The organism is Devosia sp. A369 (genome assembly GCF_054489345.1).
Genome location: NZ_JBTMWV010000007.1, coordinates 16,572 through 43,022 on the forward strand (window position 1 = coordinate 16,572; position 26,451 = coordinate 43,022).

Consider the following 26,451-nt stretch of genomic DNA (forward strand, 5'->3'; position numbering starts at 1 on the left):
TGGTCATCTCGCTGACATTGCCCGGCGGCATGGCATGGGCGTAGCCGGCCTGCATGACGATATCGCGGGCATGATTGGCGATGGCGATGTCATTGTCGAGAATGACGTTTTTGGGAGCCTCATAGAGACCCTCCCATGCGGGCTCGGCAGTGTGGCACATGGCGCAGCGAGTCTGCACGGTCAGGCTGGCCTGGGCAAAATTGCTTGCACTGAGAAAGGGTTCGGCCGCACGCGACGCCACCTCCTCTCCAGCCGAGCCGGCCAGTTTGGGGCCGGAGGACAGCCAGGCGATGACGATGAACAGGATGACCGCGACCGCCCAGGTCCAGTGCGGATTGCCCTTGCGGGCGTGGCGGGTGTTGAAATAGTGCCGGATCACCACGCCGACGAGGAAGATCAGCGAGGCGATGATCCAGTTCCACTGCGTCGCGAAAGCCAGCGGATAGTGGCTCGACAGCATGAAGAAAATGACCGGCAGCGTCAGGTAGTTGTTATGCAGGCTGCGCTGCTTGGCGATCTTGCCATATTTGGCGTCGGGCACCCGGCCGGCCTTCAGATCGCCGACGACGATCTTCTGGTTGGGGATGATGATCATGATCACATTGGCCGCCATGATGGTGGCGGTGAAGGCCCCCATATGCAGCATCGCGGCGCGGCCGGTGAACAGCTGGGTATAGCCCCAGCTCATCGCCACCAGAATGGCGAACAGCACCAGCATCAGCCCGGTGGTGGACTGACCGATGGGCGATTTGCACAGCGTGTCATACAGCACCCAGCCGAGCACGATGGAGCCCATCGACAGCCCGATGGCCTGCCACTGGGGAATATCGAGCACGTTGCGGTCGATGAGATAGAGATCGGCGCCGACATAATAGATCAGCGCCATCAGCATGAAGCCGGAAATCCAGGTCCAGTAGCTTTCCCATTTGAACCAGGTCAGGTGCTCGGGCAGGAACTCGGGCGCCACCAGATATTTCTGGATGTGATAAAACCCGCCGCCATGCACCTGCCACTCTTCGCCATGCGCCAGTGGCGGCAGACTGGGCGTCTTGCGCAGGCCAAGGTCGAGCGCGATGAAATAGAACGACGAGCCGATCCAGGCGATAGCGGTGATGACATGCAGCCAGCGCACGGCAAACATCGCCCATTCGTAGAAGATCGCATAATCGGGCATCGCTCAGTTCCTTTCTTCCCCTCGCACGCAAAGAGGCCTGTGGCATAATTCAGCATTGGCTTGATGAGACATGACCACCCACGATGTCACCCCGGCCCTGAGCCGGGGCCCATCTCGAGATCACGCCGGTGAAACCATCTCAGGATGGGTCCCGGCTCAAGGCCGGGATGACATCGAGTTTTTGGATGCCGAAAAGATGCAGAGGCGGGCCTTGGCCCGCCTCTGACAATAATTGACGCTACGCTTAGGCGTTGACGCCTTCGACGTACCAGTCCATCGCCCACAGGCCGGCGTCATCGACGACGGCGCCAGCGGGGACGCGCTCGGCGCCGGTGTTGTCAACGATCGGGCCGGTGAACGGGTTGATCGAGCCATCAGCAATGCCGTTCTTGACCGCATCGGCAGCCGCAACGACGTCGGCGGGGATCTTCTCGTTATAGGGCCCAATCACCACTTCGCCGCCGGCAATGCCCGGCCAGCTGTCGCCGGAGACCCAGGTACCGGCAACCACGTCATTGACGACCTGGATGTAATGCGGTGCCCAGACGTCGATGATGGCGCTGAGGTGTGACTTGGGCGCAAAGGCGCTCATGTCGGCGCCCTGGCCGAAGCCACCCACAATGCCACGCTCTTCGGCAACCTGCAGGGCCGCCGGACCGTCGGTGTGCTGGACGATGATGTCAGCACCCTGATCGATCAGCGCACGGGCCGCGTCAGCTTCCTTGGCCGGATCGTGCCAGCTCGAGAGCATGACGACATTGACCTTGATCTCCGGGTTGATCTTGCGAGCCGCCAGGGTGAAGGCATTGATGCCCATCACCACTTCGGGGATCGGGAACGAACCGATATAACCGATGGTGTTGGTCTTGGAGAGGTGACCTGCCAGCGTGCCCATGACGGCGCGGCCTTCATGGAAGCGGGCGTTGTAGGTCGCCACGTTGTCGGCGCGCTGATAGCCGGTGGCGTGCTCGAAGATCACGTCGGGGAATTCGCGGGCGACCTTGATCACATAGTCGCCGAAGCCGAAGCTGGTGGCGAAAATGATCTTGTTGCCCTGCTGGGCCAGTTCACGCAGCACGCGTTCGCAGTCCGGGCCTTCCGGCACGCTTTCCACGAAGGTGATTTCGATCTTGTCGCCGAATTCGGCCTCCAGCGCCTTGGCGCCGGTCCAGTGACCGAAGGTCCAGCCATTGTCGTCCTTGGGACCGACATTGACGAAGCCGATCTTGAGCGGGCCGTCCTGGCCGAGAGCGACACCGCCGAGCAGCGGCAGAGCCAGGCTGGCGCCGCCGATCTTGAGCACGGAACGACGAGTGAAGATTGCCATGCGTAGTTTCTCCTTCTGACGTCTTCTAGTTGGTTGGTAGAAAGGGTTTGCCGAGACAAGCCGGGGCCGCCGAATGACCCGAACGGCGCAGCGAAATCAACACCAGAACAGCGATTGTCGCCAGATAAGGCAGCGCCGCCCAGAATTCGGAGGGAATGCCGCCGGTGCTGCCCGAGGCCTTGGTGTACAGCTCGATGGTCATCACCAGCCCGAACAGATACGCCCCGCCCAGCAGGCGGAATGGCCGCCAGGCGGCGAACACCACCAGCGCCAGCGCGATCCAGCCGCGCCCCGCCGTCAGCTTTTCCGCCCATTGCGGGGTGAGCAGCAGCGGAAAGCAGCTGCCGCCAATGCCGGCCATCGCGCCACCAAAGGCCACGGCGGCGTAGCGCACGCCAATCACCGAATAGCCGATGGAATGGGCCGACAGATCATTCTCGCCGACGGCGCGCAGGATCAGCCCGGCGCGGGTCTTTTTGAGGAACCACCAGACGGCGAACACCAAAAACAGCGACAAATACACCAGCGGACTATGGCCGAAGACCAGACGCCAGAACGGGTGGGTTGCCAGCTCGGTTGGAAACACCGAGCGGAAAATCTCGATGGGCCGGCCGGTATAGGCCTGGCCGAACAGCGCCGAAAAGCCGGTGCCGAAAATGGTCAGCGCCAGCCCGGTCGCCACCTGATTGGCCGACAGCGACAAAGTGAGAAAGGCAAAGATCATCGAGGCGGCGGCACTGGCGGCAGCGGCCAGCAGAATGCCCAGCCACGGATTGCCGGTGGTATAGGTGACGGCAAAAGCGACGACCGCGCCGATCAGCATCATGCCTTCGACGCCCAGATTGAGCACGCCGCTTTTTTCCACCACCAGCTCGCCCAGAGCGGCGATCAGGATCGGAGTCGAGGCGCCGACCAGCGTGATGATGATGGGAACGAGCAGATCCATATTCATGGTGTGACCTCCACGGCGCGTTTGCCCACCACACGCACCCGGTAGCGGACCAGCAAGTCACTCGCCAACAGGAAGAACAGCATCATCGACTGGAAAATGCCCACGGCTGCCGCCGGCAGCTGAATGGTGGTCTGCGCCACCTCGCCGCCCACCACGACAATCGCCATGGCCAGCCCGGCAAAGATGATGCCGATGGGATGCAGCCGCCCGAGAAAGGCAACGATGATGGCGGTGAAGCCGTAATTGGTCGGGAAGGACGGCACCATGCGCCCGAACGGCCCGGCCGCTTCGAGCACGCCGGCCAGCCCCGCCAATGCGCCACTGGTCAGCAGCGCCAGCCAGATGGTGCGATTGACCGAAAAGCCGCCATAGCGCGCCGCATTGGGCGCGGCGCCCACCACTTTGACCTGATAGCCGAACACCGACCGGCTCATGACGAACCAGGCGATGATCGCCACCACCACCGCAATCGGAACGCCCAGATGCACGATGGTGCGCGGAATGATATGCGGCAGCAGCTGATCGGCGGTGAACATGCGGGTCTGCGGGAAGCCGAAGCCCATCGGGTCTTTCCACGGCCCGATCACCAGATAATTGAGCAGCTGGATCGCCACATAGGTGAGCATCAGGCTGGTGAGAATTTCATTGACCTGCAGCCGCGTGCGCAACAGCGCCGGCAACAGCGCCCAGCTCATGCCGCCAATCATGCCGGCGCCGATCATCAGCGGCAAAATCCACGGCCCGGAGAAGTCGCGCGTCAGCAGCGCGACGCCGGTACCGGCCAGCCCGCCCAGAATATACTGCCCCTCGGCGCCGATATTCCACACATTGGCGCGATAGCCGATGGCCAGGCCGACCGCGATGATGATCAGCGGCGCGGACTTGACCGCCAGATCCTGCCATTTCAGCGGATTGAGAATGGGGGTGACGAAAATCTCGCGCACGGCGCGAATGCCGTCATAGCCGATCATCGAAAAAATGATGGCGCCGACCAGGGCCGTGGCCAGCACGGCTCCAATCGGGGTCAGATAGAGCATGGCCCTGCTGGGCTCAGCCCGTTTCTCAAGCCGGAACTGCATCGCTCACCTCTTCTGCCCCGTGAACGCCGCCCATCAGCAGCCCGATTTCTTCCACTGTACATTCGCCGGTCGGCCGGGCTGGGCTGAGCCGACCCATATTGATCACCGCCAGCGTATCGCTCAGCACCCGCAACTCGTCGAGGTCCTGGCTGATAACGACAATGGCCGAGCCCGCCGCCGCCAGATCGACCAGCGCCTGATGGATCGCCGCTGCCGCGCCGGCATCGACGCCCCAGGTCGGCTGGCTGACCACCAGCACGCTGGGCTTTTGCAGGATTTCGCGGCCCATGATGTATTTCTGCAGATTCCCGCCCGACAGCGAGCCAGCGGTCGAGCCCGGGCCCAGCGCCTTGACGGCGAAATCGGCGATCACCTTGCCGGTATAGCTATTGGCAGCGCCGGAATTGATCAGGCCCATCACCACCATGCCGAGCCGGTTGCGCGCCGTCAGCACCGAATTATCGGCGAGGGTAAAATCGCCCACTGCGGCGTGGCCATTGCGCTCTTCGGGCACGGCACAGAGGCCGCGCTTGCGGCGGCCGGTGGTGTCGAGCAGGCCGAGTGCATGCCCGTCAATGCTCAGCGCATCCTTGTGGCCGCCAGCGACTTCGCCGCTGAGCGCGTCGAGCAGCGCATTCTGGCCATTGCCGGCGACGCCGGCGATGCCGAAGATTTCCCCGGCCCGCACGGAAAAGCTCACATCATTGACCGGCACATCGAAATGGCCGCTTTTGGGGGTCGACAGATGCGACACCACCAGCTTGGGCCCGCCCATCACCCGGCCTTCGGCGCGCACGATGTCCTTGAGGCCCTTGCCGATCATTTTCTCGGCCATCGAGCGGCTGGTTTCCACCTTCGGATCGCAGGTGTCGACCAGCTTGCCGCCGCGCAAAATGGTGGCGGTGTCGCACAAGGCTTTGATTTCATAGAGCTTGTGGGAAATGTAGAGAATCGAACAGCCCTGCGCCGCCAATTGGCTCAGCACGGTGAACAATTGCTCGACTTCCTGCGGCGTGAGCACCGAAGTCGGCTCATCCATGATCAGCAGCTTGGGATCAAGCAGCAACGCCCGGACGATTTCGATGCGCTGGCGCTCGCCCACCGACAGGGTGGCGACGGTGCGATGCGGATCGAGCAGCAACCCGTATTTGCGCATCACCTCGCGGATGCGCGCCTCCAGTTCCCGCGACGGAATCTTGGCGTCCATGCCCAGCGCGATGTTTTCCAGCACGGTGAGCGCCTCGAACAGGCTGAAATGCTGGAACACCATGCCGATGCCCAGCTTGCGGGCGGCCTTGGGGTTGGTCATCACCACGGGCTGGCCATCCCAGCGGATTTCACCGCTATCGGGCTGCATGATGCCGTAGATCATTTTGACCAAAGTGGATTTGCCGGCGCCGTTTTCGCCCAGCAGCGCGTGGATCTCGCCCGGTCTGACGGCAAAGGAGACGTCGTCATTGGCGAGCACGCCGGGGAAGCTTTTGGTAATACCGGTCAATTCGAGCCGAAAGGGCATACTAGCGTCCAATCACCGTCCCCAGTTGGTTGGAGGCACGTGCCCGCACGCTGTCGGCTTCCCGGTGCCCAATGTGAACCATAATCTCAGCGGCTGCCAGTACCGCAATGACTTCGGGCCTCTTATCCCCAAGGCCCTGCTGGCCGATGGGTAAAATGAGGCGGCTGAGAGCTTTGGCGTCGCCCCCTTCGGTTTTGAACCAGCTGGCGAACCTGGCGCGTTTGGTCCGGCTGCCGACCATGCCGACATAAGGACTGTCGGTGCGGGCCAACGCCTCTTGGGCGATGAGAAAATCTAGCGCATGGTCATGGGTGACGATGACGTAGCTGCTGCCGACGGGGGCGGAGCGCACCACGGCCTCGGGCATGGCGACGGCGTGGCCGGCAATTTCGGGCGGCAGCAGCGCAAGTTCCTCGCGCCGCGTGTCGATGACGTCCAATTGCACCGGCAGCTGCGCCAGCATGCGCGCCAGCGCCCGCCCGACATGGCCAGCACCGAAGACGAATACATGCGGCAGCGCGGAATCCTCGGCGATCACCTGCTCCGCCAGCATTTCGCGGCGTTCGGCGTCGACATAATACAGGCTGACATCGACGCGGCCGCCGCAGCATTGGCCGATTTCGGGGCCGAGCGGCACATCCATCACCTCGGTGGCGCGACCGGAAATGATCAGCCGGCGGGCATGTTCGATAACCATATATTCCAGCGCGCCGCCACCAATGGTGCCGAACAGGGTGGTGGGGCCGACCAGCATGAAGGTGCCCTGGGCGCGCGGGCTGGAACCACGCACGGAGGTCAGTTCGCAAACGATAGCGTCAGGCGTCGCAGCAAAAAAGCGGGCGAGGTCGGCGCTGCGGGAGGTCATGGAGGCGTTCCACCGCCCGAGATTGCTACACGCAGCGTGCTCATCCCCGTGCCTCACGCTTCAATCGCTCGCAGCCCATCAGCACGCGTTCGGGGGTGACCGGCGTATCGAGGCGGGGGGCGATGGTGTAATCGGCGACGCTGGCCACGGCCATCGACAGTGCTTCCACCACGCACATCGCCAGCATCAGCGGCGGCTCGCCCACGGCCTTGGAGCGACCGATGGTCGGCTCCTTGTTGACCGACCATTCGGCCAGCTTGACGTTGAAGATCGGCGGCACGTCGGAGGCGAGCGGGATTTTGTAGGTCGACGGCGCCTTGGTACGCAGCTGGCCCTTGGCGTCCCACACCAGCTCTTCGGTTGTGAGCCACCCCATGCCCTGGATAAAGCCGCCTTCGATCTGGCCGATATCGATGGCCGGATTAAGCGAGCGGCCCACGTCGTGCAGGATATCGACGCGATCGACGGTATATTCGCCGGTCAGCGTGTCGATGGTGACTTCGCTGGCGGCAGCGCCATAGGCGAAATAATAGAAGGGATGGCCGCGCCCGGTGGCGCGATCCCAATGGATTTTCGGGGTTTCGTAGAAGCCGGCGGCAGAGAGCTGCACCCGGTTGAGATAGGCCGAGGCCACCAGTTCGGCGAAGGGCTCGAATTTGGCGCCGGCCTGCACCCCGCCCTGCACCCAGCTGACATCGGCTTCGCTGACGTCATGCAGCTTGGCCGCATGCTTGACCAGCCGCTCCTTGATCTGTCTTGCGCCATCCCAGGCGGCCATGCCGTTGAGATCGGAGCCCGAGGAGGCGGCAGTGGCCGAGGTGTTGGGCACCTTGCCGGTAGTGGTCGCCATGATCTTGACGCTGTCGAGCCCGACGCCAAAGGCATCGGCCACCACCTGCGCCACCTTGATATGCAGCCCCTGCCCCATCTCGGTGCCGCCATGGCTGAGATGAATGGAGCCATCCTTATAGACATGCACCAGCGCGCCGGCCTGATTGTACCAAGTGGCGGTGAAGGAGATGCCGAATTTGACCGGGGTCAGCGCGATGCCCTTTTTGAGGACCGGGCTGCCTGCGTTATAGTTCAGGACCGCGGCGCGACGGGCCTGATAATCGGACGAGGTTTCCAGCTCATCGACAATGCGGTGGACGATATTGTCTTCCACCGTCTGGTGGTAGGGCGTCACATTGTCGGTGTCGGTGCCGTAGAAATTGGCCTTGCGAATGTCGAGCGGGTCCTTGCCCAGCGCATAGGCGATGTCTTCGATCCAGCGCTCGGCCGCCAGCATGCCCTGCGGGCCGCCAAAGCCACGAAACGCAGTGTTGGAGACGGTGTTGGTGTAAAGCGGCTCGCTGCGCACCCGCACCGCCGGATACCAATAGGCATTGTCGGCGTGGAACAGCGCGCGGTCGGTGACCGGGCCGGACAGGTCCGCATTAACGCCGGCGCGCGCGCCATAAACGGCGTCGACGGCGTGGATCTTGCCGCTATCGTCATAGCCGACATCGTAATCGACCACGAAATCGTGGCGCTTGCCGGTGGCGGTCATGTCGTCGTCGCGGTCGGGACGAATCTTGCAGGCGCGATTCCATTTCTTGGCAGCCAAGGCGGCGACCACGGCGAACAGATTGCCCTGGCTTTCCTTGCCACCGAAACCACCGCCCATGCGGCGGATATTGACCGTAACCGCGTGGTGGCGAATGCCGAGCACGGCGGCGACCATCAACTGCACCTCGCTGGGATGCTGGGTCGAGGAATAAAGGGTGACATCCTCATCCTCGCCCGGCACGGCCATGGAAATCTGGCCTTCGAGATAGAAATGGTCCTGACCGCCGATTTCGATGGAGCCCTTGACCCGGCGCGGCGCGCCAGCCAGCCCGGCAGCAACGTCGCCGCGCTCTAGCTTCAGCGGGTCGGTGACCAGCTTGCCGCCCGCTGCCTGCGCTGCGCGCACGTCGAGGGCAAAGGGCAATTCCTTATATTCGACCTTGACCAGATGAGCCGCGCGCCGCGCCTGATCGCGGGTTTCGGCGACCACCGCAAACAGCGGCTGGCCCCAGAAATGCACCTTGTCGACCGGAAACACCGGCTCGTCATGCTTATGACTGGAGCTGATCTCGTTTTCGCCGGGAATATCGTCGGCGGTGAGCACGCCGATGACGCCGGGCGCGGCTTTCACCGCGCTGTAGTCGATGGAGACGATCTCGGCATGGGCGCTGGTGGAGAGCGCCAGATAGGCATGCATGGTGCCAGCCGGCTCGATGATGTCGTCGATATATTCGGCAGTGCCGGTGGCATGCTTGGGGCCGCTATCGTGGCGGCTGGAGCTGTGCAGCGGCGTCACCGGAATCGCGATTTCGAGCTTGTTCATCACGCCACCTCCCGCTTGAGCCGCTGGCCCTGGCCAGTGGTTTCGAGGAAAAACCGCTTGAGCAGGTTTTGGCCGCTCAGCAGGCGATACTCGGCGCTGGCGCGCATGTCCGAGATCGGCTGATAGTCCTCAGCGAATAACGGGGTGACCGCCTCGATGGTTTCCAGAGTCCACGGCTTGCCGACCAAAGCCGCCTCGACCGCCTTGGCCCGTTTGGGCGTGGCGGCCATGCCGCCAAAGGCGATGCGCGCCATGCCGACCACGCCAACATCGTTGACGAAGACGCGGAATGCCCCGCACAGCGCCGAAATATCTTCCTCGCGACGCTTGGAAATCTTGTAGACGGCGAATTTCTCGCCCGCGGGCAGCAGCGGCAGCGTGACGCTTTCAACGAACTCGCCCGGCTGGCGATCCTGCTTGCCATAGGCGATGAAGTAATCTTCGAGCTTGATCTCGCGGCGATGGCTCCCCTTGCGCAAATGCAGCTTGGCGCCGAGCACGATGAAGGGCGGCGGCGTATCGCCGATCGGCGAGCCATTGGCGATATTGCCGCCGATGGTGCCCATATTGCGGATTTGCTCACCGGCAATGCGGTTCCACAATTCGCTCATCTCGGGGAAAGCCGCGGCAATGACCGGCAGCGCCTCGGAATAGCTCACCCCGGCATAAAACCGGATTTCGCTGGCATTCTCGGCGATGCGCTTCAATTCCTGCAGGTGATTGATGAAAATCACCGGGCCGATGGCGCGCATGAATTTGGTGACCCACAGCCCGACATCGGTCGAGCCGTTGACGATGGTAGCGGTCGGGTTGGCTTCGTAGATGGCGGCGAAATCATCGAGATTGGCCGGCACGATAATGCGGTCGGCATCGTCGCCCAACTCGACCCGCGACCCGTCATGGATCGCCTTGATCTTGCCCTTGAGCGCAATGCGCTCGGCCAGCAGCGGATCGCCCTGCGGCTGGCCATAGCTGGAGATCGCCTGCGCCGCGCGGATGATCGGCGCATAGCCGGTGCAACGGCAGAGATTGCCCTGTAGCGCGTGTTCGATGGCGCTCTGGCTCGGGTCTGGATTGCGCATCCACAGCCCATAAAGGCTCATGACGAAGCCGGGCGTGCAGAAGCCGCATTGGCTGCCATGGAAATCGGCAATCGCCTGCTGCACCGGGTGCAACTGGCCATCCTTGCCGCGCAGATGCTCGATGGTGACCACGTGGCTACCATGCAGGCTACCAACGAAGCGGATGCAGGCGGTGACCGAGTCATAAATGATATCGTCGTCATGCAGGCGCCCGACCAGCACGGTGCAGGCCCCGCAATCGCCCTCGGCGCAGCCTTCCTTGGAGCCGCGCAAACGGCGCTCCAGCCGCAGCCAATCGAGCAAAGTGGTATCCGGCTTCACATCAGTAAGGCTGACTTCCTCGTCATTGAGGATGAAGCGGATCACATGGGATATTTCAGTCATGTCCTAACTCCCCCGATAGGTGGAATAGGCAAACGGGCTTACCAGCAACGGCACATGATAATGCCTGTCTTCCGAGATGGTGAAGCGAACTGGCACCACATCAAGAAATGGTGTTTCCAGTTCAACGCCCAGCCGCTCGAAATATTGCCCCACATGGAAATGGATTTCAAACTCGCCATGCTGGAACTGCTCGCCATCCAGCAGCGGCTGATCCACCCGACCATCTTCATTGGTATAGCTGTCGGTGATGTGATGGGTGTGGTCCCCATGCACATAAAGCAATTCAATCCGCATGCCCCGCGCCGGCTTGCCGTGCGTCGTATCCAGTACATGCGTGGTGAGGCGTCCACTTCCCGCCATGAATTGCTCCCTTTCGTCTTCCCCTGAGCATGAGACTATCGCATCGGCACCGTTGCGCAATGCTCATTTTTTACCAACTGGTCCATTTTTGTGCATCTTGTTCCGCACCAGCAGACACGTAATATCGCACTACCACCAATCGAGGCAGATCAATGCGCTATCCCCGCGACATGCACGGCTACGGCCCTACGCCACCACACGCCAATTGGCCCGGGGGCGCCCATGTGGCGGTGCAATTCGTGCTGAATTACGAGGAAGGCGGGGAAAATTGCGTGTTGCATGGCGATGCCGCCTCGGAAGCCTTTCTCGCCGACGTGGTGGGGGCCACGCCTTGGCCGGGGCTGCGCCATTGGAATATCGAATCGATGTATGAATATGGCGCGCGCGCCGGCTTCTGGCGGCTGCACAAGCTGTTCACCGAAGCCGATTTGCCGCTCACCATTTATGGCGTCGCCACCGCCTTGATGCGCGCCCCGGCCCAGCTTGCCGCCATGCAGGACGCCGGCTGGGAAATCGCCAGCCACGGCTATAAATGGGTCGAGCACAAGGACATGCCGGCCGAGCAGGAGCGGGAACAGATCGCCGAAGCGGTGCGGCTGCACACCATCGCCACCGGCGAACGTCCGCGCGGCTGGTACACCGGGCGCTGCTCGCTCAACACCGTCGATCTTGTGTCCGAAGAAGGCGGCTTTGCCTATGTCTCGGACACCTATGACGACGACTTGCCCTATTGGCGCGTGCATCAGAACCGCCCGCAGCTGATCATCCCCTATACGCTGAGCGCCAACGACATGCGCTTCGTCACCGCCTCGGGCTTTGCCAATGGCGAGGAATATTTCCAGTTCCTCAAGGACAGTTTTGACTGCCTCTATGCCGAGGGCGAGGCCGGATCGCCCAAGATGATGTCGATCGGGCTGCATTGTCGGCTGGTCGGCCAGCCGGGCCGCTATCAGGGGCTGAAGAAATTCATCGACTACATCAAGAGCTTCGACAAGGTCTGGCTGCCGACGCGGCTGGCCATCGCCGAGCATTGGGCGCGCGAGCATCCCTATGTCGCGCCGGAGGTGGTGCCGTCCCAGCTCGACCAGACGGATTTTGTCGCTCGCTATGGCTCGATCTTCGAGCACTCGCCCTGGATCGCCGAACGCGCCTGGGCGGGGGAATTGGGGCCAGCCAATGATACGGCGGTGGGCCTGCAATTTGCACTGCGCACCCAGTTCCGGCTGGCGACGCCTGAAGAACGCCTCGCCGTGCTGCGTGCCCACCCCGATCTCGCCGGCAAACTCGCCGCCGCCAAGCGCCTGACCGAAGCCTCCACCGCCGAACAGGCCTCGGCCGGGCTCGATGCGCTGACCGATGCCGAGCGCGAGCGCTTCACCATCCTCAACGCCGCCTATGTCGATAAATTCGGTTTCCCCTTCATCATCGCCGTGCGCGACAACACCAAGGCCAGCATTCTCGTGGCCTTCGAGACGCGCATCGACAATGATGCGGCGACGGAGTTTGCCACGGCGTGCCGGCAAGTGGAGCGGATCGCGATGCTAAGGCTGGAGGGGTTGCTGGGGTAGCGGACCCTACCCGTTCAGCTCATCGGGGGCAATGTGGCTGGCGGGTTCGTCCTGCAGCAAGTTGAGCACCAGCGCCAGTAGGCTGAGCCACGGCAAATGATGCTGCAGCCAGGAATGGGGCACGACGCCGAGTTGGGCAGGATGCTGGTTCATTCCCTCAGCATCCGCCCAATGTTTGAAGATTTGGTAACCCTAACGGGCGGTTAGGCATGCTGGGCGTGCCACGCCCTACTTATAAAACCCCTCGCGCAGATTGATGCTGTGCTCGAGATAGACCTTGAGCGCGCACAGCATGCCGGTCCAGCCCTGGCAATTGCCGAAGGCCGCCTTGAGGCCCGGCTCGCCTTCGCGCCAGCCTTTTTCGGTGATCGACACCAGCGTGCGGCCATCCTCGAGCGCCTCGAAACTCATGATCACGTCGGTATCGTAATCCGGCCCGCCATCGGGCGCCGCCTGCCAGTGCAGCACGATTTCCTTATTGGCCACGACGCGCTCGACGCGCACCGGAAAAGCGCCGGGGAAATCGGCAAAATCCCAGGTCACCACTGCTCCGGTTTCCAGCCGGCCCACCGCGCCGCCGGTGGTGAAATAGCCGGACAGCTTGGCCGGGTCAGCCACGGCCTCGAACACTTCGTGCACCGGCTTGGCGATGCGCCCGCTCACTGTGAAATCATATGCCATGGGATACTCCTTGCTTGACCGAAGTCAACATATGTTATAAAAACATAACATGTCAATCGAAGACGAAAATGATCTGATTTTCAAGGCCTTGGGCCACCGCACCCGGCGGCAGATCTGCGACGTGCTGAAAAGCGAGCCCCACACCACCGGCCAGCTCTGCGAGCTGCTGCCCGAGCTGGACCGCTGCACGGTGATGCAGCATTTGCGGGTGCTGGAAGAGGCTGGGCTGGTGATTGCCGAGCGCCGTGGCCGCGAGCGCTGGAACCATCTCGACGCCCTGCCGATCCAGGCCATTCATGAGCGCTGGATCGGCCCTTATGCCGCCTATGCCAGCAGCATGCTGAACCGCCTCAAGCGCGAGCTGGAAGTCCCCGCTGACGCCTGACTTGCCGCGCGCCTGCCAAGGGTTTATCGCCAGATAAACGGAGGCTCGCTTATGTTCACGCTCTATGTCGCCAACAAGAATTATTCGTCCTGGTCGCTGCGCCCCTGGGTGCTGCTGCGGGAATTGGGGATTGGCTTCACCGAGCAGTTGCGCCCGTTCAATGACGGCCCGGCACTGGCCTTTGGTGACGTCTCGCCCAGCGGCCGCTTCCCGTGCCTGGTCGATGGCGACATCGTGGTCTGGGATTCCCTCGCCATCGCCGAATATGTCGCCGAGAGCCATCCCCAGGTTTGGCCCGCCGACAAGGCGGCACGCGCCTTTGCCCGCTCGGCCGCAGCCGAAATGCATTCCAGCTTTGGCCAGTTGCGCGACATCTGCAGCATGAATATCGGCATACGTGTTGAGTTGGCCGAGATCTCCCCGGGCCTTGCCGCCGACATTGCCCGGCTCGATGCGCTGTGGTGCGACGGGCTGAGCCGTTTCGGCGGTCCCTTCCTCGCCGGCAACAAATTCACCGCCGTTGACGCCTTCTACACCGCCGTCGCCTTCCGCGTGCAGACCTATGGCCTACAATTGAGCGCCCCGGCGGCCGCCTATGCACAGCGCCTGCTCGAACTGCCCTCGATGCGCGACTGGTACGCCGCGTCACTGAGCGAAACCTGGCGCAAGGCAGTCTATGAAGACGCAGCCCTTGCCGTCGGCCGCATCGTCGCCGATGATCGCCACACTGCCTAAGGTCGCGCCACCGCCGCGCCAGCTACAGGAATACTGATGTCCACCACGACCTACGCCACCCCGCCCGGTGGCATGCCCACGCAGGCCGCTTTGCACACCGGCCGCGCCGTGTTCACCGAGGCCTATGCCCTCATTCCTCATGGCGTGATGCGCGATATCGTCACCAGCCACCTGCCCCATTGGGAGCAGGCCCGGCTCTGGGTTATCGCACGCCCGCTCTCGGGTTTTGCCGAGACGTTTTCGCAATATATCGTCGAAGTGCTGCCCGGTGGCGGCAGCGCCCAGCCCGAGCCCAATACCGAAGCTGAGGGCATAATCTTCGTGGTCGAGGGCGAACTCAGCCTCACCATCGAAGGCGCGGCGCACCAACTGACCGAGGGCGGCTATGCCTTCCTGCCGCCCGGCTGCAACTGGACCCTGTTCAACCGCAGCGCCGCCCCGGCCCGTTTCCATTGGGTGCGCAAGCGCTATGAGCGCGTCACCGGCATCGATATGCCCACCGCCTTCGTCGCCAATGAACAGGCCAAGCCGATCCGCTGGATGGTCGACACCAAGGAACGCTGGGGCACCACGCGCTTTGTCGAACCCACCGATCTGCGCCACGACATGCATGTCAATATCGTCACGCTCGAACCCGGCGCGGTCATTCCCTTCGAGGAAACCCACGTCATGGAGCACGGGCTTTACGTGCTCGAAGGCAAGGCGGTCTATCGGCTCAATCGCGATTGGGTCGAAGTGGAAGCCGGCGATTTCATGTGGCTGCGCGCCTTCTGCCCGCAGGCTTGCTACGCAGGCCCGAGCCGCTTCCGCTATCTGCTCTACAAGGACGTCAACCGCCACGCCAAGTTGCCGTTCTAGCCATGAGCAACACCATCATCCATGTCGAGAAGCTGACCGCCGAGGCCTTTGCTCCCTTCGGGCAGGTCATCGAGACCGAGGGCGCGCAGCATTATCCGATCAATAACGGCATGACCGAGCGCTATCACGATCTGGCGCGGGTCGAGCTGGGCGGGGTGCATCCCCGCCCGCTGATCTCGGTGTTTCGCGGCCAGCCCTACAGCCTGCCGCTGGCGCTCAAGCTGGTCGAGCGCCACCCGCTGGGCAGCCAGGCGTTTTATCCGCTGGCCGCCGCATCCTGGCTGGTTGTCGTCGCTGAAGACGAGAGCGGCCGGCCGGTGCGGCTGCGGGCTTTCCTGCCCGAGCCGGGCCAGGGGGTGAACATCGCCATGAACACCTGGCATGGCGTCCTCACCCCGCTCGACGAGCCTGCCGATTTCCTGGTGGTGGACCGCGGCGGCGATGGCATCAACCTCGAAGAGCATCATTTTGACATGCCGTGGACTATTGTCCGAGCTGATTGATTCACCCCAAGCTGCACCTCCCCTCGAAACCGTCGCACTGCTGCGCTAGTTTGTCGGGGACGCGACAAGGAGATCACCATGTTTTTCAAAACAGCGGTCCGCGCTGCCATTGCCTTGATCGCCTTGCTGATGCTCGCCCTCCCCGGCTTCGCCAATGACCTCACCTTTACCGGCGATGTCAGCTATCGCGAGCGTATCGCCCTGCCGCCGGATGCAAGGCTGACCATCATGCTGGTGGCCCTGCCCGCCGGCACGCCGATTGTCGGGGCCGAAGGCGCCATTGCCGGTTCGGTGCCGCTGCAGTTCACCCTCAACGTGCGCAGTACGGTGATCAAGCCGGGCGGCGATTATGGCCTGCTCGCTGAAATCAGCAGTGCCGGGCGCACCCTGTTCCGCAATGCCGAGCCGGTCCCGGTCGATGCTGCCGCGCCAATGCCGGTGCGGATCGTCGTCACCGCCGTCCCCGCCTCGCCCCATGAAGCCCCGGAGGCCGCCTTGCCCCCCGTCGAACCACCCAATCCCCTGCTCGATATGGTCTGGACGGTCACCAGCATTGGCGGCGATCCGGTGCTGGGCGGCAGCAAGCTCACCTTCTCCGTCGCCGCCGATCTGCGGGCCGGTGGCAATGGCGGCTGCAACAATTACTTCACTGAAGCCAGTTTTGAGACTGACTCGCCGCTTGCCTTCGGTCCTATTGCCGGCACCCGCATGGCTTGCGAACCGACGGTCATGGCGCAGGAGGCCCGCTTCTTTGCCGCGCTCGGCGCCACCGCCGGCTACCTGCTGGAGGGCGACACGCTCAAGCTGGTCGATGCCGCCGGCGTACCGCTGCTCGGACTGATCCGCGCACCCTGAGCCTTCCCATTCGGACCATCCATGGCTAGGCTTGGGCCTCTCTTATCTGGGGCCGACATGGATACCGCCGATCTCATCTCCCGCCTGCTCGACGTCATCGAACACGAAATCGCGCCGGTCACGCGCAGTGGCGTGGCCCGCGGCAACAAGCTGTTCGGCGCCGCCATCCTGCGCAAATCCGATCTGTCGGTGGTGGTTGCCGAAACCAATAATGAAATCGAGAACCCGCTCTGGCATGGCGAAATGCACGCCATCAAGCGCTTTTTCGAAATCCCCGCCGACCAGCGCCCCGATCCGAAAGACTGCATCTTCGTCGCCACCCACGAGCCCTGCTCGCTCTGCCTGTCGGGCATCACCTGGTCGGGTTTCGACAATTTCTATTATCTGTTCAGCCATCAGGACAGCGCCGACAACTTTGCCATTCCCTACGACATCCAGATTCTGAAGGGCGTCTATGCCGTTCCCGACCCGGATCGCAGCGAAGCCAGCCCGGATCGCCCGCTCTACAATCGCAGCAATGCCTATTGGACCAGCCACAACATCGCCCAGATGATTGCCGGGCTCGACCGCGGCCACAAGGAATTGCTGCTGGCGCGCTTCGATGACCTCAACGGCCTCTATGCTGATCTCTCGGCCATCTACCAGGCCGACAAGGGCAACAAGGGCATCCCGCTGGCCTAGCCTCGGGCTTGACCTGAGGGCCCGCCCCCAATCGCAAACGCCCTCGGGTCAGGCCCGAGGGTGACGATCTGGGGGAGTGGAATTTCCGTGACTGAGTAAATCAGTCCTGCACCAGCACCGGCACGATCTCACTGCGCGGCACTTCGGCAAACGAAGCGGCAAAGGTGAGAAAGCTCAGGGCAATGGCAAACAGCGCGGTGAGAAGCAGCTGGGACATTCGGAATGATCCGGACATGGATGAAGCTGTCTCTCGTATAAAATCGCGGGGTTGAACGGCGCAGCAATGCCGCGTTTAGCTGCCATTCACAATCACGACTGCCGCATGCCTGCCATGCGAGCGAACCAAACCCCCGCCCCGCGCGTTCTTCCTCCAGAGATTTTCCGTGGAAGGGCCGAGCGATGTCGCAGATTGATGCAATTCCCCCGCAAGCCGTGCCCCAATTGGCCATTTTCACCGATTTCGACGGGACCCTGGTCGAGCTGGCCGAAACCCCTGACAGTATCGAGGTCCCGGCCTCGCTGGCGCCGCAGCTGGAGCGCGCGGCGCGCGAACTGGACAGCGCCTTCGCCGTGCTGACCGGGCGCGAAATCGCCGATATCGACAAATATCTGGCGCCGCTGCATCTGCCGATTGCCGGCGCGCATGGCACCCAGCGCCGTCGTGCCGATGGCTTCATTGAGGCCGTCGATCCGGCCAGCGCTTTGGCCGCCGAAGAAATCGCCCATATGCTGGCGCCACTCCTCGAATCTCACCCGACGCTGCTGCTGGAAACCAAGGAGGGCGCGGTCGCCCTGCATTTCCGGCAAGCGCCCGAACTCGAAACCACCGTGCGCATCGCCATGGAAGAGGCCATCCACAGCGTCACCGATTTCACCCTGGTGCCCGGCAAGATGGTGCTTGAGGCAAGATCGCGCGGCGTCAGCAAGGGTCAGGCGCTACGCGCCTTCATGCGCGAAGCACCGTTTCTCGGCCGCACCCCGATCTTTATCGGCGACGACACCAGCGACGAAGACGCCTTCATTGCTGCGCAGGAACTGGGTGGCGTCGGCATCAAGCTGGGCGAAGGCCAGACGGCGGCCCGCATGCGCATTGCCAATGTGGCTTCGGTGCATGCCCTGATCCAGGGGCTTGGCGACATCGCCGCGCGCGACCGCGAAGCCGGCCTGCTCCATGACGCCGGCCTGCCCCATTAAGACAAGACCGCCGAGGGGCGCCACATGAGCCGATTGATCGTTGTTTCAAACCGCACCCCGGGCAAGGGGCCGGCGGCAGGCGGCCTTGCTGTCGCCTTGCGCAAGACACTGTCCGAACGCGCGGGCTTCTGGTTCGGCTGGTCCGGCAAGCTGGTCGACACGCCTGGTGATGCTGCACGCTTCGAGGATATCGACGGCCTGTCGGTGGCGCAGATCGATCTCAACCGCGCCGACCACGACGCCTATTATGCCGGATTTTCCAACTCGATCCTGTGGCCCAGCTTCCACCTGCGGCTCGATCTCGCCACCATCGAGGGGCATTGGTATGAGGGCTATCGCCGCGTCAACCAGCAGTTCGCCCGCGCCCTGCTGCCCCTGCTGAAGCCCGACGATGTGATCTGGGTGCATGATTACCACCTGATCCCGCTCGCCAGCGAATTACGCCGGCTCGGCGCCCGCAATCGCATCGGCTTTTACCTGCATATCCCGTTTCCGTCTCCCGATGCGCTCTACGCCATTCCGCACAATCAGGAACTGATGCGCGACCTCTCGCGATACGATCTGGTCGGCCTGCAGGCCAATCGGGACGTCGCCGCCTTCACCGAATTCGCCGAGCATCAATCGCCGTCGAGCCTGTCTGGCAGCCCACTCAGATCGGTGGATTTCAGCCGCACCGAGATCGCCGCTTTCCCCATCGGCTCCGATCCGGATGCTTTCGCGCGCCTCTCCGTCAGCGCCGCCGCGACCAAGATGGTCAAGCGCATGGAGCGCGCGCTTTACGGTCAAAAACTGATCCTGGGCGTCGACCGGCTCGACTATTCCAAAGGCTTGCCGCAGCGTGTGGAAGCCTATGAAAAGCTTCTCACGCGCGAGGCGCGGTTTCGCCGTCAGGTCCATCTGCTGCAGGTGGCGCCGCCCTCACGCGACACGATCAAGGAATATCAGGATACCAGCGACACGCTCGATGCGATCTGCGGCCGGGTGATGGGACGTTTCGCCGAGCCTGACTGGCAGCCCCTGACCTATGTCAAGCGCGCCTATGGCCAGCCCAGCCTCGCCGGTCTCTACCGGCTATCTCGCGTGGCTCTGGTGACGCCACTGCGCGATGGGATGAACCTGGTGGCCCATGAATTCATCGGCTCGCAAAACCCCGAAGACCCCGGTGTGCTGGTGCTATCCCGCTTTGCCGGCGCTGCCGAAATCTTCGAGGACGCTATCCAGGTCAATCCGTTCGATACCGATGAGACCGCCGAGGCTCTGCGCATGGCGCTGGACATGCCGCTCGACGAACGCCGTGCCCGCTGGACCACCCTGATGGCCGCCGCCCGCAAGCACAATGTGGACGACTGGTCGATCAGCTTTCTCGAACGCCTCGCCCCCGCCTCCACTGCCAAGGATGGCACCGCGCGCGATATCCTGTATCTCGCGTCGGTGGCCTGATCCCCTTCTGTGCTAGTTGCTGGTCACCCACGGCGTTCCCGACGCGGCCAATAGCGCGACGAACAGGGCATTGAGCGGGGTGGCGATGCCGTGTTTCTGGCCCAGCCGCACGATGACGCATTGCGCGTATCCAGCTCCAGCGGTCGGCCGGCCAGCCGGTCGGCATACATTGAGTTGCTGGCGCCTTCCCGCGCCTTGCGCGCGCCGTCCACCACCGCCTCGATCACCGCTGGATCGATCACCGCGCCCTCGGCCCGCGCCACGGCGGCGCATTCCTCGACCAGGCCCCGCACCATGGTCTCGATCTCGGGTGACCATACCGGCCCGGTCGAGCGCATGGTCAGCGTCGTCACCGCCCCGGCGCAGTTGAGGCATAATTTGCCCCAGGCCCGCGAGGTCCAGTCCGGCACGGTCGACACATCGATCTTGCTGCCGGCGAACAGCGCCACGAAATCATCCCCGTCGGCGCCCTCAGGCACCACGATCCAGCCGAGCTTCAGTTGCACCATATGGCCGGGTCCCGGCCGCAGCGCCGGAATATCCACTATCGCCGGCACGATGGCACGCCCCGGCAGGAGTTCGGCAAAGCGCGCCACATGCTCGACGCCATTCTGCAGCACCGCCACGCGTGTGCCTGTACCGACCAGCCGGTCGAGCCACTTCGCGGTGGAAGCCACATCATAGGCCTTGGTGACCACCAGCACCCAATCCACCGGCTGCGCCAGGCTGGGATCGGTGATGACCTCCGGCGTTGCTGTCAGCACCCCCACCGGCGTCTCGACGCGCAGCGAGGCGAAGGGCGTGCGGGCGCAGACGGTGATGTCGTGGTCGGGGTTTTGCGCCAGCCAGGCGGCAAAGGTGCCGCCCAAGGCGCCCGGCCCGATAATCGCGATGGATGCCATATCGTGTCCCCCCAACGAAAAAGGGCGGCCACCGGGCCGCCCTTTGCAGTCTATTGCTCTTGCTTAGGCCACGCGACCGCGCGAGCGATCGGCATTGGAACGGCCATTGGTCTTGAGCGAATCTTTCTGCGCCTTGCCCCAGCGCTGCTTCTTCTCGCCGGCAGGCTTGGCGCCAGCTGGCTTGGCCGCGATCGGCTTGCCGGTTTCCATGTCGCGACGCACACCACGCGCGGGCTGGGTGCCCTCGGGACGGGTGCGCGGGGTATCGGACGGCTGGTGATGCGGCTGGCTCTTGTTGTTGCCCTCTTTGCTGAATTCAGCAAAGGGACGACGCTCGGCCGGCGAGCGGCGATCCGCCTGCGGCTGGCGCGGGTTCTTGGCCGTGCGCGGGCCCGGCTGACGACCACCGGATGGCTTCTTGTAAGCCGAGCGGGGCGCTTCCACCACGCCGGTGTCATTGGCCAGATGCAGGTCGCCGGTATAGGGCAAGGTGCGACGGATCAGGCGTTCCACGTCGCGCAGCTTGCCGCGCTCGGTGCCATCGCACAGAGTGATGGCGAAACCCGAAGCGCCGTTACGACCGGTGCGGCCGATGCGGTGAACATAGTTCTCCGGATCATCGGGCAGCTCGTAATTGACCACATGGGTGATGCCGGGCACGTCAATGCCGCGCGCTGCGATATCGGTGGCGACCAGGATGCGGACATTGCCGCTGGAGAAGCCCTTGAGGGCCGCCTGGCGGGCATTCTGGCTCTTATTGCCATGGATGGCGGCAGCCTTGTGGCCGTCGATTTCCAGATTCTTGGCGACGCGGTCGGCGCCATGCTTGGTGCGCGCGAAAATGATCACGCGATCCATCTTCTCTTCGTCGCTGGTCAGCAGCTCGTTGAGCACGCCGCGCTTGGCCTTGGCGCCGGAGAGAATGACGCGCTGGTCGATCTTGACCACGGTGGAACCGGCAACCGACGCATCGACGCGCACCGGATCCTGCAGCAGGGTCTTGGCGAGATCGGCGACTTCGGGGGCCATGGTGGCCGAGAACATCATGGTGTGGCGCTTGATGCCGATAGCCTTGACCACGGCACGCACCGGGGCAATGAAGCCCATGTCGAGCATCCGGTCGGCTTCGTCGAGCACCAGCCAACGGGTTTCGTTGAGCTTGATCTTGCCGTCGTCCATCAAATCCTTGAGGCGACCCGGAGTGGCGACAACGATGTCGACGCCGCGCTCGAGGCGCTTGACCTGATGGTAGCGCGATACGCCGCCCAGCAGCAGCACGGTATCCAGCTTCATCTTGGAGCCGGCATATTTGCGGATGCTCTCGTCGATCTGCACCGCCAGTTCACGCGTCGGCACCAGAATGAGGGCGCGCGTGGTCAGCGGCCGCGGACGGCCGGTCAGGGTCAGCAGGCCAGCCAGGATCGGCAGGCCGAAAGCGGCGGTCTTGCCCGAACCGGTCTGGGCAATGCCCATCACGTCCTTGCCTTCCAGCAGCTTGGGGATGGCCAGGGATTGAATTTTGGTGGGCTCGGTGAAGCCGTGGGCCGTCAGGCTGTCGGTCAGAACGGCGGGCAGGCCGAGGGAAATAAAGTCGTTCAACTGAACAAATCTTTCTGCGCCGATGCGGCGCTGCGAGCGCGCAGGACAATCCAGCGCACATATCGCCAGACGCAAAGCGTCGGCGGGTCAACAGATGCAATCGGGCGATAAATTTGGGATATCGCGCGGGTGCTGGCTCGAACCCGGACAAAAGAGTTTCCGGGCTGACTTCGCCGCTCACCGCAGGGGATAAGAAGATGAAGTCCGTCGCTATGAATGGGTGCGGGCATACAAGCCCGGCTGCGACGATGCTGGTCATATGGAGCAAACCTGCCGAAATGGCAAGGAGAATCGGGTTCGTGCCGCGCATGGCGGGGTTGTCCTGACCGCTCGGTCGAGCCTCAAATCCCGCCATACCAGTCGTAGCCATTGTCTTCCCAATAGCCGCCCTTGCCCTGACCGAAGGGGGACAGATCATCGACCAGCTCGATGGTGTGCAGATATTTCGGCTGCTTGTAGCCCAGCGCCCGTTCGATGCGCAGGCGGATCGGCGCGCCATTGGCCACCGGCAGCACCTGATCGTTCAGCCCATAGCTGAGGATGGTTTGCGGGTGGTAGGCGTCGATCAGGTCGCTGCTCTCATAGTAGAGAATATCGCCGCTCAGCGTGCGCTGGATATTGTCGAAGCAGTGATAGACGCAGAAGCGCGCCTCCGGCTTCACCCCCGCCTCATCCAACAGCGGGCCAAGCGCCGTGCCGGTCCATTTGGCAATACAGCTCCAACCCTCGACGCAATCATGCCGGGTAATCTGGCTGCGCGCCGGCATGTTGCGCAGCTGATCGAGCGAAAAGCTCACTTCGCGCTCCACCATGCCCTTGATGGTCAGCTTGTAACTGGCGAAGTCCTGCATCTGCAGGAACAGATATTCCGGCGTGCTGGGCGCTACCGAGCCATTCGGTTTCATGCCCTGGCGGATTTCGCTGGCGGCGTATTCGCGCGCCAGCGTCTGCTCGCCGATCAACGCCCGCTGCGCCTTGTAGGTCAGCACATTGGCCTGCTCGAGCATCTGGCGCACGCTGTTGTCGCGCTGTCCGAGGAAATCGAACTGATCGCAACCGGCCAGCGCCAGCCCCGACCCGGCCAGCACGGAACTGCGCAGGAAATTGCGGCGCGTGATCAACCCGCTCATGGTCTGTCTCCCTTGCCATCCGGCGTGCCGGGGCTGGTGCGATACCAGCCGGTCAGCATCGAGCGCAGCTCGTTGAGCGGCCCGGCCGCCAGCACCATGATCAGGTGAATGATGAAAAATGCCACCAGCAGCAGCATGACGGTGAAATGGATGGTCCGCGCCGTCTGCCGCCCGCCGAACAGATCGAGCATGAATGGCGCGGCGCTATTGAGCCCCGGGCTCATGGTCAGGCCGGTGGCGATGATCAGCGGGAACAGGATGAAGAACACGGTGAAATAGCTGAGTTTCTGCAGCGGCCCATAGCTGCGCCGATGCTTGAAGCGCAGCCGCGCATGGTCGGCCACATCGCCCGGCAGGCCCTTGAGGTCAGCCGGCATCGGCACGATGTCGCGCCGCATATGCCCATTGATGAAGCTGGCGAGAAACCACACGAACAGGGTGGCGACCAACACCCAGCCGAAGAAGAAATGCACCACCCGTCCGGTGCCCAGATCGCGATAGGACGGGATCGTCACCGCGCCCGGAAAAGCGGTGAACACCGGCCGCTCGGCGCTGCCGCTCATCCCCAATACGCCGGTGGTATCAAACGAGCGCCCGAAAACAGTCGTCCGCCCGCGCGGGCCTTCGGGGGTATTGATCGCATCGATCTGCAGAATGGCGTTGTTGAACTCGAAGCCCGATTGCTGGCCGATATAGAGCGCCGGATGGGCATTGAAAATCTGCAGCCCGGTCAGCAGCAGGAAGAACAGGCACAGCGCCCACACCCAATGGGTCACCCGCGTCCAGATCGACTGGCGATAGATCAGCGGGCCTTTGCTGGTCGGCAATGCAACAGGTTGCCCGCTCTGCGAAATCACACTCATGCGCCCCTCCGGCATCTACTCCATCAGATACGGTCCGGCGTGGCGACAAGTTTCCAATCAAGACTTGGAGAGAGGCAACCCCGCGCGGGGTCAGGGTTGCGAAAACCCTATTCCTCCCGAGCGGCCCAGTTCATGCCGCGGCGCATGATCGTCGCCATCTCGCGGTTTTCGAATTCCTTGGCCTGATGGCCCAGCGTCGAATGGAACACCCTGCCCTTGCCGTGGTGGCGCTTCCACACCACCGGCATTTTCACGCCTTCGATCCAGGGCGCGTGTTCGCCGCTGAAGGTGGTCGTCGCCAGCACCTTATTGGAGGGGTCGACATGCATGTAATATTGCTCGGAGGTGTAGGGGAACGCCTTGATCCCCGCCATCACCGGATCGAGCGGATCGGCCACGTCGACTGTGTAGTCGATAATGTTGCCGGGATGGGCCACCCACTGGCCGCCCACCATGAATTGATAATCCACCGAATCGCGGAAAGCGTCGCTCATGCCGCCGTGATGGCCGGCCAGCCCCACCCCGTTCTGCACGGCCTTGGTGAGGTTCTCTACCTCTTCCTTGGCAATCTTGCTCATGGTGAAGATGGGAATGATCAGGGACAGGTCGTGAATGGCCGGATCAGCGAAAGCACTGGTTTCCGTGGCCATACGCACCGAAAATCCATCCTCATGCAGCCATCGGCGATAGATGGCGGCGCATTCCTCAGGGTCGTGCCCGGACCAGCCGCCATAGACGATCAATGCACTCTTCATGCTGCTATTCCCCGCAAATCAACGGCGCGGAGAATACCCGACTGGTTCAGTATTGAAACCCCAGCATCACGCAGCGCTGGATTCCAGCCGCGTCACGAAGTGCAGTTTGCGCTCAAACAGCCAGTTGAGCGGCGCGCCATAAAGGCCCAATTCGTCGCGCCAATTGCTTTTGGTGAGCTGCGCCGCCCTGAAGGCCGCGTCCCATTGGGCGCTATCGAGATAGTTGTAGGGCAGCCGCACATCATGGCCGCGATTGCCCACCCAATCCATCAGCCGCAGCGTCGGGCCGGCCAGCAGCCCCTCGCGCAGATGATCCTTGACCACCACACCCACAGCCGCAACGCGCGCCGCTTCGGCAAGCACCGCCGCCGGGTCGTCGGTGTGATGCAGCACGTCGACAATGGTCACATAGTCAAAACTACCAGTGGCGAAGGGCAGCGTCGCCCCGTCATAAACCGTGACCGGAATATGGCTGTGCTTGCGCTCCATGACATCGACGCCCTCGACCGCCAGATCGGGGCGCAGCCTCATCAGGCCGAGCGCCACCTGCCCATCGCCGCAGCCCAGATCGAGCACCCGCCCGCCGGTCGGTATCGCGGCGGCCAGCGCCTGCGCCAGCACCTGGACACGGCGGCCGAAAATAACCTTGTCATGCACCTGATTGAGCAAATTCTTGGCACTATTGGCGATCATGCCAGAGCTTCCTCCAGCCGGGGCTGCGCAAACGCCCAGCGGCGCAACACCACATAATTGACGCTAACGGTCATCCCCACCACCAGGGTTGCGGCCACTATGGTGGGCAGTCCCAACAGCTCGTGGAAAATAAACGCAAACAGCGCGGTCAGCACCAGGGCCATGGCCTGCACCGCAACATAGCGCGGCAGCGCCTGCCGGTGGGACGCCTGCGTACTGAACGAAAACCGCCGGTGCAGCAGATAGACCGGCACCACGAACCCGCCATAGCAGAGCGTATTGACCACCCAATTGGGCAGGCCGCTATCGAGCCAGATCAGCAGCGTCGACAGCAGCACGAAGGCGATGGCGCTGGTCGCGCCGATGGCGAGAAACGCCACCGGGTCACTGGCGCCCGGCGGGTCCGGTCGCCGGCGGGGCATTTCGCGCATCAGGCTTTGCAGAGCAGCGCTCATGGCCGGTGGTCATCCTTATCGTCAGCTGGGCGGGATTTGCCAGA

26 protein-coding genes and 1 pseudogene are annotated in these 26,451 nt (G+C 63.1%); 9 read left to right on the forward strand and 18 right to left on the reverse strand.

From position 1 onward, the window contains the following. Positions 1-264 precede the first annotated feature (264 nt). From ACX3OZ_RS10730 to uraH, 9 genes and pseudogenes are all read right to left on the reverse strand, one after another. Positions 265-1,174: pseudogene (locus tag ACX3OZ_RS10730) on the reverse strand (urate hydroxylase PuuD); the annotation flags it as partial. Between the two features lie 244 nt (positions 1,175-1,418). After that, entirely contained in the window at positions 1,419-2,501 is a 1,083-nt protein-coding gene (locus ACX3OZ_RS10735; RefSeq protein WP_459095972.1) for a BMP family ABC transporter substrate-binding protein, read from the reverse strand. A 25-nt stretch (positions 2,502-2,526) separates the two neighbouring features. Next, entirely contained in the window at positions 2,527-3,447 is a 921-nt protein-coding gene (locus tag ACX3OZ_RS10740) for an ABC transporter permease (RefSeq protein ID WP_459096105.1), read from the reverse strand. Between the two features lie 2 nt (positions 3,448-3,449). Continuing rightward, a complete protein-coding gene (locus tag ACX3OZ_RS10745; RefSeq protein ID WP_459095971.1) occupies positions 3,450-4,532 on the reverse strand; it encodes an ABC transporter permease in 1,083 nt (360 codons plus the stop codon). Further along, positions 4,516-6,048 carry an ABC transporter ATP-binding protein gene (locus ACX3OZ_RS10750; protein WP_459095970.1) on the reverse strand — a complete coding sequence of 511 codons (1,533 nt, stop codon included), beginning with the start codon at positions 6,046-6,048 and terminating at the stop codon, positions 4,516-4,518. The genes ACX3OZ_RS10745 and ACX3OZ_RS10750 overlap by 17 nt, the downstream gene beginning before the upstream one ends. Before the next feature lies 1 nt (position 6,049). Further along, positions 6,050-6,913 (reverse strand): xanthine dehydrogenase accessory protein XdhC, encoded by an 864-nt coding sequence (xdhC, locus tag ACX3OZ_RS10755; RefSeq protein ID WP_459104500.1) that lies wholly within the window; start codon positions 6,911-6,913, stop codon positions 6,050-6,052. 40 nt (positions 6,914-6,953) lie between these two features. Continuing rightward, positions 6,954-9,284 carry a xanthine dehydrogenase molybdopterin binding subunit gene (gene xdhB / locus ACX3OZ_RS10760; RefSeq protein WP_459104501.1) on the reverse strand — a complete coding sequence of 777 codons (2,331 nt, stop codon included), beginning with the start codon at positions 9,282-9,284 and terminating at the stop codon, positions 6,954-6,956. Then, on the reverse strand, positions 9,284-10,750 hold the full coding sequence (gene xdhA, locus ACX3OZ_RS10765) for a xanthine dehydrogenase small subunit (protein ID WP_459104502.1): 1,467 nt from the start codon (positions 10,748-10,750) through the stop codon (positions 9,284-9,286). The genes xdhB and xdhA overlap by 1 nt, the downstream gene beginning before the upstream one ends. 3 nt (positions 10,751-10,753) lie before the next feature. Continuing rightward, on the reverse strand, positions 10,754-11,110 hold the full coding sequence (gene uraH / locus ACX3OZ_RS10770; protein ID WP_459095966.1) for a hydroxyisourate hydrolase: 357 nt from the start codon (positions 11,108-11,110) through the stop codon (positions 10,754-10,756). A gap of 152 nt (positions 11,111-11,262) precedes the next feature. Here uraH and puuE point away from each other — a divergent pair, with 152 nt between their 5' ends. After that, positions 11,263-12,678 carry an allantoinase PuuE gene (puuE, locus tag ACX3OZ_RS10775; protein ID WP_459104503.1) on the forward strand — a complete coding sequence of 472 codons (1,416 nt, stop codon included), beginning with the start codon at positions 11,263-11,265 and terminating at the stop codon, positions 12,676-12,678. Positions 12,679-12,684: 6 nt separating this feature from the next. On the opposite strand, the gene ACX3OZ_RS10780 is transcribed toward puuE, so the two are convergent. Further along, the gene (locus ACX3OZ_RS10780) at positions 12,685-12,831 is read right to left on the reverse strand and encodes a hypothetical protein (RefSeq protein WP_459095964.1); all 147 of its coding nucleotides are present in this window, start codon (positions 12,829-12,831) and stop codon (positions 12,685-12,687) included. A 75-nt stretch (positions 12,832-12,906) separates the two neighbouring features. Further along, positions 12,907-13,359, reverse strand: a complete 453-nt coding sequence (locus ACX3OZ_RS10785) for an SRPBCC family protein (RefSeq protein WP_459095963.1) — start codon at positions 13,357-13,359, stop codon at positions 12,907-12,909. A gap of 49 nt (positions 13,360-13,408) precedes the next feature. On the opposite strand from ACX3OZ_RS10785, the gene ACX3OZ_RS10790 reads away from it, so the two are divergent. The 8 genes from ACX3OZ_RS10790 to ACX3OZ_RS10825 all read left to right on the forward strand — a co-directional run bounded on the left by ACX3OZ_RS10790 (position 13,409) and on the right by ACX3OZ_RS10825 (position 20,010). Then, positions 13,409-13,744, forward strand: a complete 336-nt coding sequence (locus ACX3OZ_RS10790) for an ArsR/SmtB family transcription factor (protein ID WP_459095962.1) — start codon at positions 13,409-13,411, stop codon at positions 13,742-13,744. Positions 13,745-13,795: 51 nt separating this feature from the next. Beyond that, positions 13,796-14,479, forward strand: a complete 684-nt coding sequence (locus ACX3OZ_RS10795) for a glutathione S-transferase family protein (protein WP_459104504.1) — start codon at positions 13,796-13,798, stop codon at positions 14,477-14,479. A 36-nt stretch (positions 14,480-14,515) separates the two neighbouring features. Further along, complete coding sequence (locus ACX3OZ_RS10800; protein ID WP_459104505.1) at positions 14,516-15,337, forward strand: bifunctional allantoicase/(S)-ureidoglycine aminohydrolase; 822 nt, start codon at positions 14,516-14,518, stop codon at positions 15,335-15,337. 2 nt (positions 15,338-15,339) lie between these two features. Further along, on the forward strand, positions 15,340-15,840 hold the full coding sequence (locus ACX3OZ_RS10805; protein ID WP_459095959.1) for an ureidoglycolate lyase: 501 nt from the start codon (positions 15,340-15,342) through the stop codon (positions 15,838-15,840). Between the two features lie 78 nt (positions 15,841-15,918). Beyond that, positions 15,919-16,695 (forward strand): META domain-containing protein, encoded by a 777-nt coding sequence (locus ACX3OZ_RS10810; RefSeq protein ID WP_459095958.1) that lies wholly within the window; start codon positions 15,919-15,921, stop codon positions 16,693-16,695. A 57-nt stretch (positions 16,696-16,752) separates the two neighbouring features. Continuing rightward, complete coding sequence (locus ACX3OZ_RS10815) at positions 16,753-17,376, forward strand: nucleoside deaminase (protein WP_459104506.1); 624 nt, start codon at positions 16,753-16,755, stop codon at positions 17,374-17,376. 399 nt (positions 17,377-17,775) lie between these two features. Then, positions 17,776-18,570: a trehalose-phosphatase gene (otsB, locus tag ACX3OZ_RS10820; RefSeq protein ID WP_459095956.1), complete on the forward strand. Its 795-nt coding sequence runs from the start codon at positions 17,776-17,778 to the stop codon at positions 18,568-18,570. 24 nt (positions 18,571-18,594) lie between these two features. Next, positions 18,595-20,010 (forward strand): alpha,alpha-trehalose-phosphate synthase (UDP-forming), encoded by a 1,416-nt coding sequence (locus ACX3OZ_RS10825; RefSeq protein WP_459095955.1) that lies wholly within the window; start codon positions 18,595-18,597, stop codon positions 20,008-20,010. Positions 20,011-20,033: 23 nt separating this feature from the next. On the opposite strand, the gene ACX3OZ_RS10830 is transcribed toward ACX3OZ_RS10825, so the two are convergent. From ACX3OZ_RS10830 to ACX3OZ_RS10860, 7 genes are all read right to left on the reverse strand, one after another. Next, entirely contained in the window at positions 20,034-20,912 is an 879-nt protein-coding gene (locus tag ACX3OZ_RS10830; RefSeq protein WP_459104507.1) for a 2-dehydropantoate 2-reductase, read from the reverse strand. Between the two features lie 63 nt (positions 20,913-20,975). After that, positions 20,976-22,511 carry a DEAD/DEAH box helicase gene (locus ACX3OZ_RS10835; protein ID WP_459095953.1) on the reverse strand — a complete coding sequence of 512 codons (1,536 nt, stop codon included), beginning with the start codon at positions 22,509-22,511 and terminating at the stop codon, positions 20,976-20,978. A 341-nt stretch (positions 22,512-22,852) separates the two neighbouring features. After that, positions 22,853-23,641, reverse strand: a complete 789-nt coding sequence (locus tag ACX3OZ_RS10840; RefSeq protein WP_459095952.1) for a molybdopterin-dependent oxidoreductase — start codon at positions 23,639-23,641, stop codon at positions 22,853-22,855. Beyond that, a complete protein-coding gene (locus tag ACX3OZ_RS10845; RefSeq protein ID WP_459095951.1) occupies positions 23,638-24,504 on the reverse strand; it encodes a cytochrome b/b6 domain-containing protein in 867 nt (288 codons plus the stop codon). Before ACX3OZ_RS10845 ends, ACX3OZ_RS10840 begins: the two co-directional genes overlap by 4 nt. Before the next feature lie 107 nt (positions 24,505-24,611). Further along, positions 24,612-25,259, reverse strand: coding sequence for a ThuA domain-containing protein (locus ACX3OZ_RS10850; protein ID WP_459095950.1), 648 nt, complete (start codon positions 25,257-25,259; stop codon positions 24,612-24,614). Positions 25,260-25,325: 66 nt separating this feature from the next. Beyond that, positions 25,326-25,952 (reverse strand): class I SAM-dependent methyltransferase, encoded by a 627-nt coding sequence (locus tag ACX3OZ_RS10855; RefSeq protein ID WP_459095949.1) that lies wholly within the window; start codon positions 25,950-25,952, stop codon positions 25,326-25,328. Continuing rightward, positions 25,949-26,407: a GtrA family protein gene (locus ACX3OZ_RS10860; protein WP_459095948.1), complete on the reverse strand. Its 459-nt coding sequence runs from the start codon at positions 26,405-26,407 to the stop codon at positions 25,949-25,951. Before ACX3OZ_RS10860 ends, ACX3OZ_RS10855 begins: the two co-directional genes overlap by 4 nt. Positions 26,408-26,451: the final 44 nt, after the last annotated feature.

Coding starts and splice junctions, on each gene's coding strand:
- xdhA (WP_459104502.1), bottom strand. CDS start 10,750: ATGACTGAAATATCCCATGTGATCCGCTTCATCCTCAATGACGAGGAA.
- xdhC (WP_459104500.1), bottom strand. CDS start 6,913: ATGACCTCCCGCAGCGCCGACCTCGCCCGCTTTTTTGCTGCGACGCCT.
- ACX3OZ_RS10815 (WP_459104506.1), top strand. CDS start 16,753: ATGGATACCGCCGATCTCATCTCCCGCCTGCTCGACGTCATCGAACAC.
- ACX3OZ_RS10845 (WP_459095951.1), bottom strand. CDS start 24,504: ATGAGTGTGATTTCGCAGAGCGGGCAACCTGTTGCATTGCCGACCAGC.
- ACX3OZ_RS10825 (WP_459095955.1), top strand. CDS start 18,595: ATGAGCCGATTGATCGTTGTTTCAAACCGCACCCCGGGCAAGGGGCCG.
- ACX3OZ_RS10855 (WP_459095949.1), bottom strand. CDS start 25,952: ATGATCGCCAATAGTGCCAAGAATTTGCTCAATCAGGTGCATGACAAG.
- ACX3OZ_RS10830 (WP_459104507.1), bottom strand. CDS start 20,912: ATGGCATCCATCGCGATTATCGGGCCGGGCGCCTTGGGCGGCACCTTT.
- puuE (WP_459104503.1), top strand. CDS start 11,263: ATGCGCTATCCCCGCGACATGCACGGCTACGGCCCTACGCCACCACAC.
- ACX3OZ_RS10735 (WP_459095972.1), bottom strand. CDS start 2,501: ATGGCAATCTTCACTCGTCGTTCCGTGCTCAAGATCGGCGGCGCCAGC.
- otsB (WP_459095956.1), top strand. CDS start 17,776: ATGTCGCAGATTGATGCAATTCCCCCGCAAGCCGTGCCCCAATTGGCC.
- ACX3OZ_RS10860 (WP_459095948.1), bottom strand. CDS start 26,407: ATGAGCGCTGCTCTGCAAAGCCTGATGCGCGAAATGCCCCGCCGGCGA.
- ACX3OZ_RS10840 (WP_459095952.1), bottom strand. CDS start 23,641: ATGAGCGGGTTGATCACGCGCCGCAATTTCCTGCGCAGTTCCGTGCTG.
- ACX3OZ_RS10790 (WP_459095962.1), top strand. CDS start 13,409: ATGTCAATCGAAGACGAAAATGATCTGATTTTCAAGGCCTTGGGCCAC.
- ACX3OZ_RS10810 (WP_459095958.1), top strand. CDS start 15,919: ATGTTTTTCAAAACAGCGGTCCGCGCTGCCATTGCCTTGATCGCCTTG.
- ACX3OZ_RS10750 (WP_459095970.1), bottom strand. CDS start 6,048: ATGCCCTTTCGGCTCGAATTGACCGGTATTACCAAAAGCTTCCCCGGC.
- ACX3OZ_RS10785 (WP_459095963.1), bottom strand. CDS start 13,359: ATGGCATATGATTTCACAGTGAGCGGGCGCATCGCCAAGCCGGTGCAC.
- xdhB (WP_459104501.1), bottom strand. CDS start 9,284: ATGAACAAGCTCGAAATCGCGATTCCGGTGACGCCGCTGCACAGCTCC.
- uraH (WP_459095966.1), bottom strand. CDS start 11,110: ATGGCGGGAAGTGGACGCCTCACCACGCATGTACTGGATACGACGCAC.
- ACX3OZ_RS10850 (WP_459095950.1), bottom strand. CDS start 25,259: ATGAAGAGTGCATTGATCGTCTATGGCGGCTGGTCCGGGCACGACCCT.
- ACX3OZ_RS10740 (WP_459096105.1), bottom strand. CDS start 3,447: ATGGATCTGCTCGTTCCCATCATCATCACGCTGGTCGGCGCCTCGACT.
- ACX3OZ_RS10805 (WP_459095959.1), top strand. CDS start 15,340: ATGAGCAACACCATCATCCATGTCGAGAAGCTGACCGCCGAGGCCTTT.
- ACX3OZ_RS10780 (WP_459095964.1), bottom strand. CDS start 12,831: ATGAACCAGCATCCTGCCCAACTCGGCGTCGTGCCCCATTCCTGGCTG.
- ACX3OZ_RS10795 (WP_459104504.1), top strand. CDS start 13,796: ATGTTCACGCTCTATGTCGCCAACAAGAATTATTCGTCCTGGTCGCTG.
- ACX3OZ_RS10800 (WP_459104505.1), top strand. CDS start 14,516: ATGTCCACCACGACCTACGCCACCCCGCCCGGTGGCATGCCCACGCAG.
- ACX3OZ_RS10745 (WP_459095971.1), bottom strand. CDS start 4,532: ATGCAGTTCCGGCTTGAGAAACGGGCTGAGCCCAGCAGGGCCATGCTC.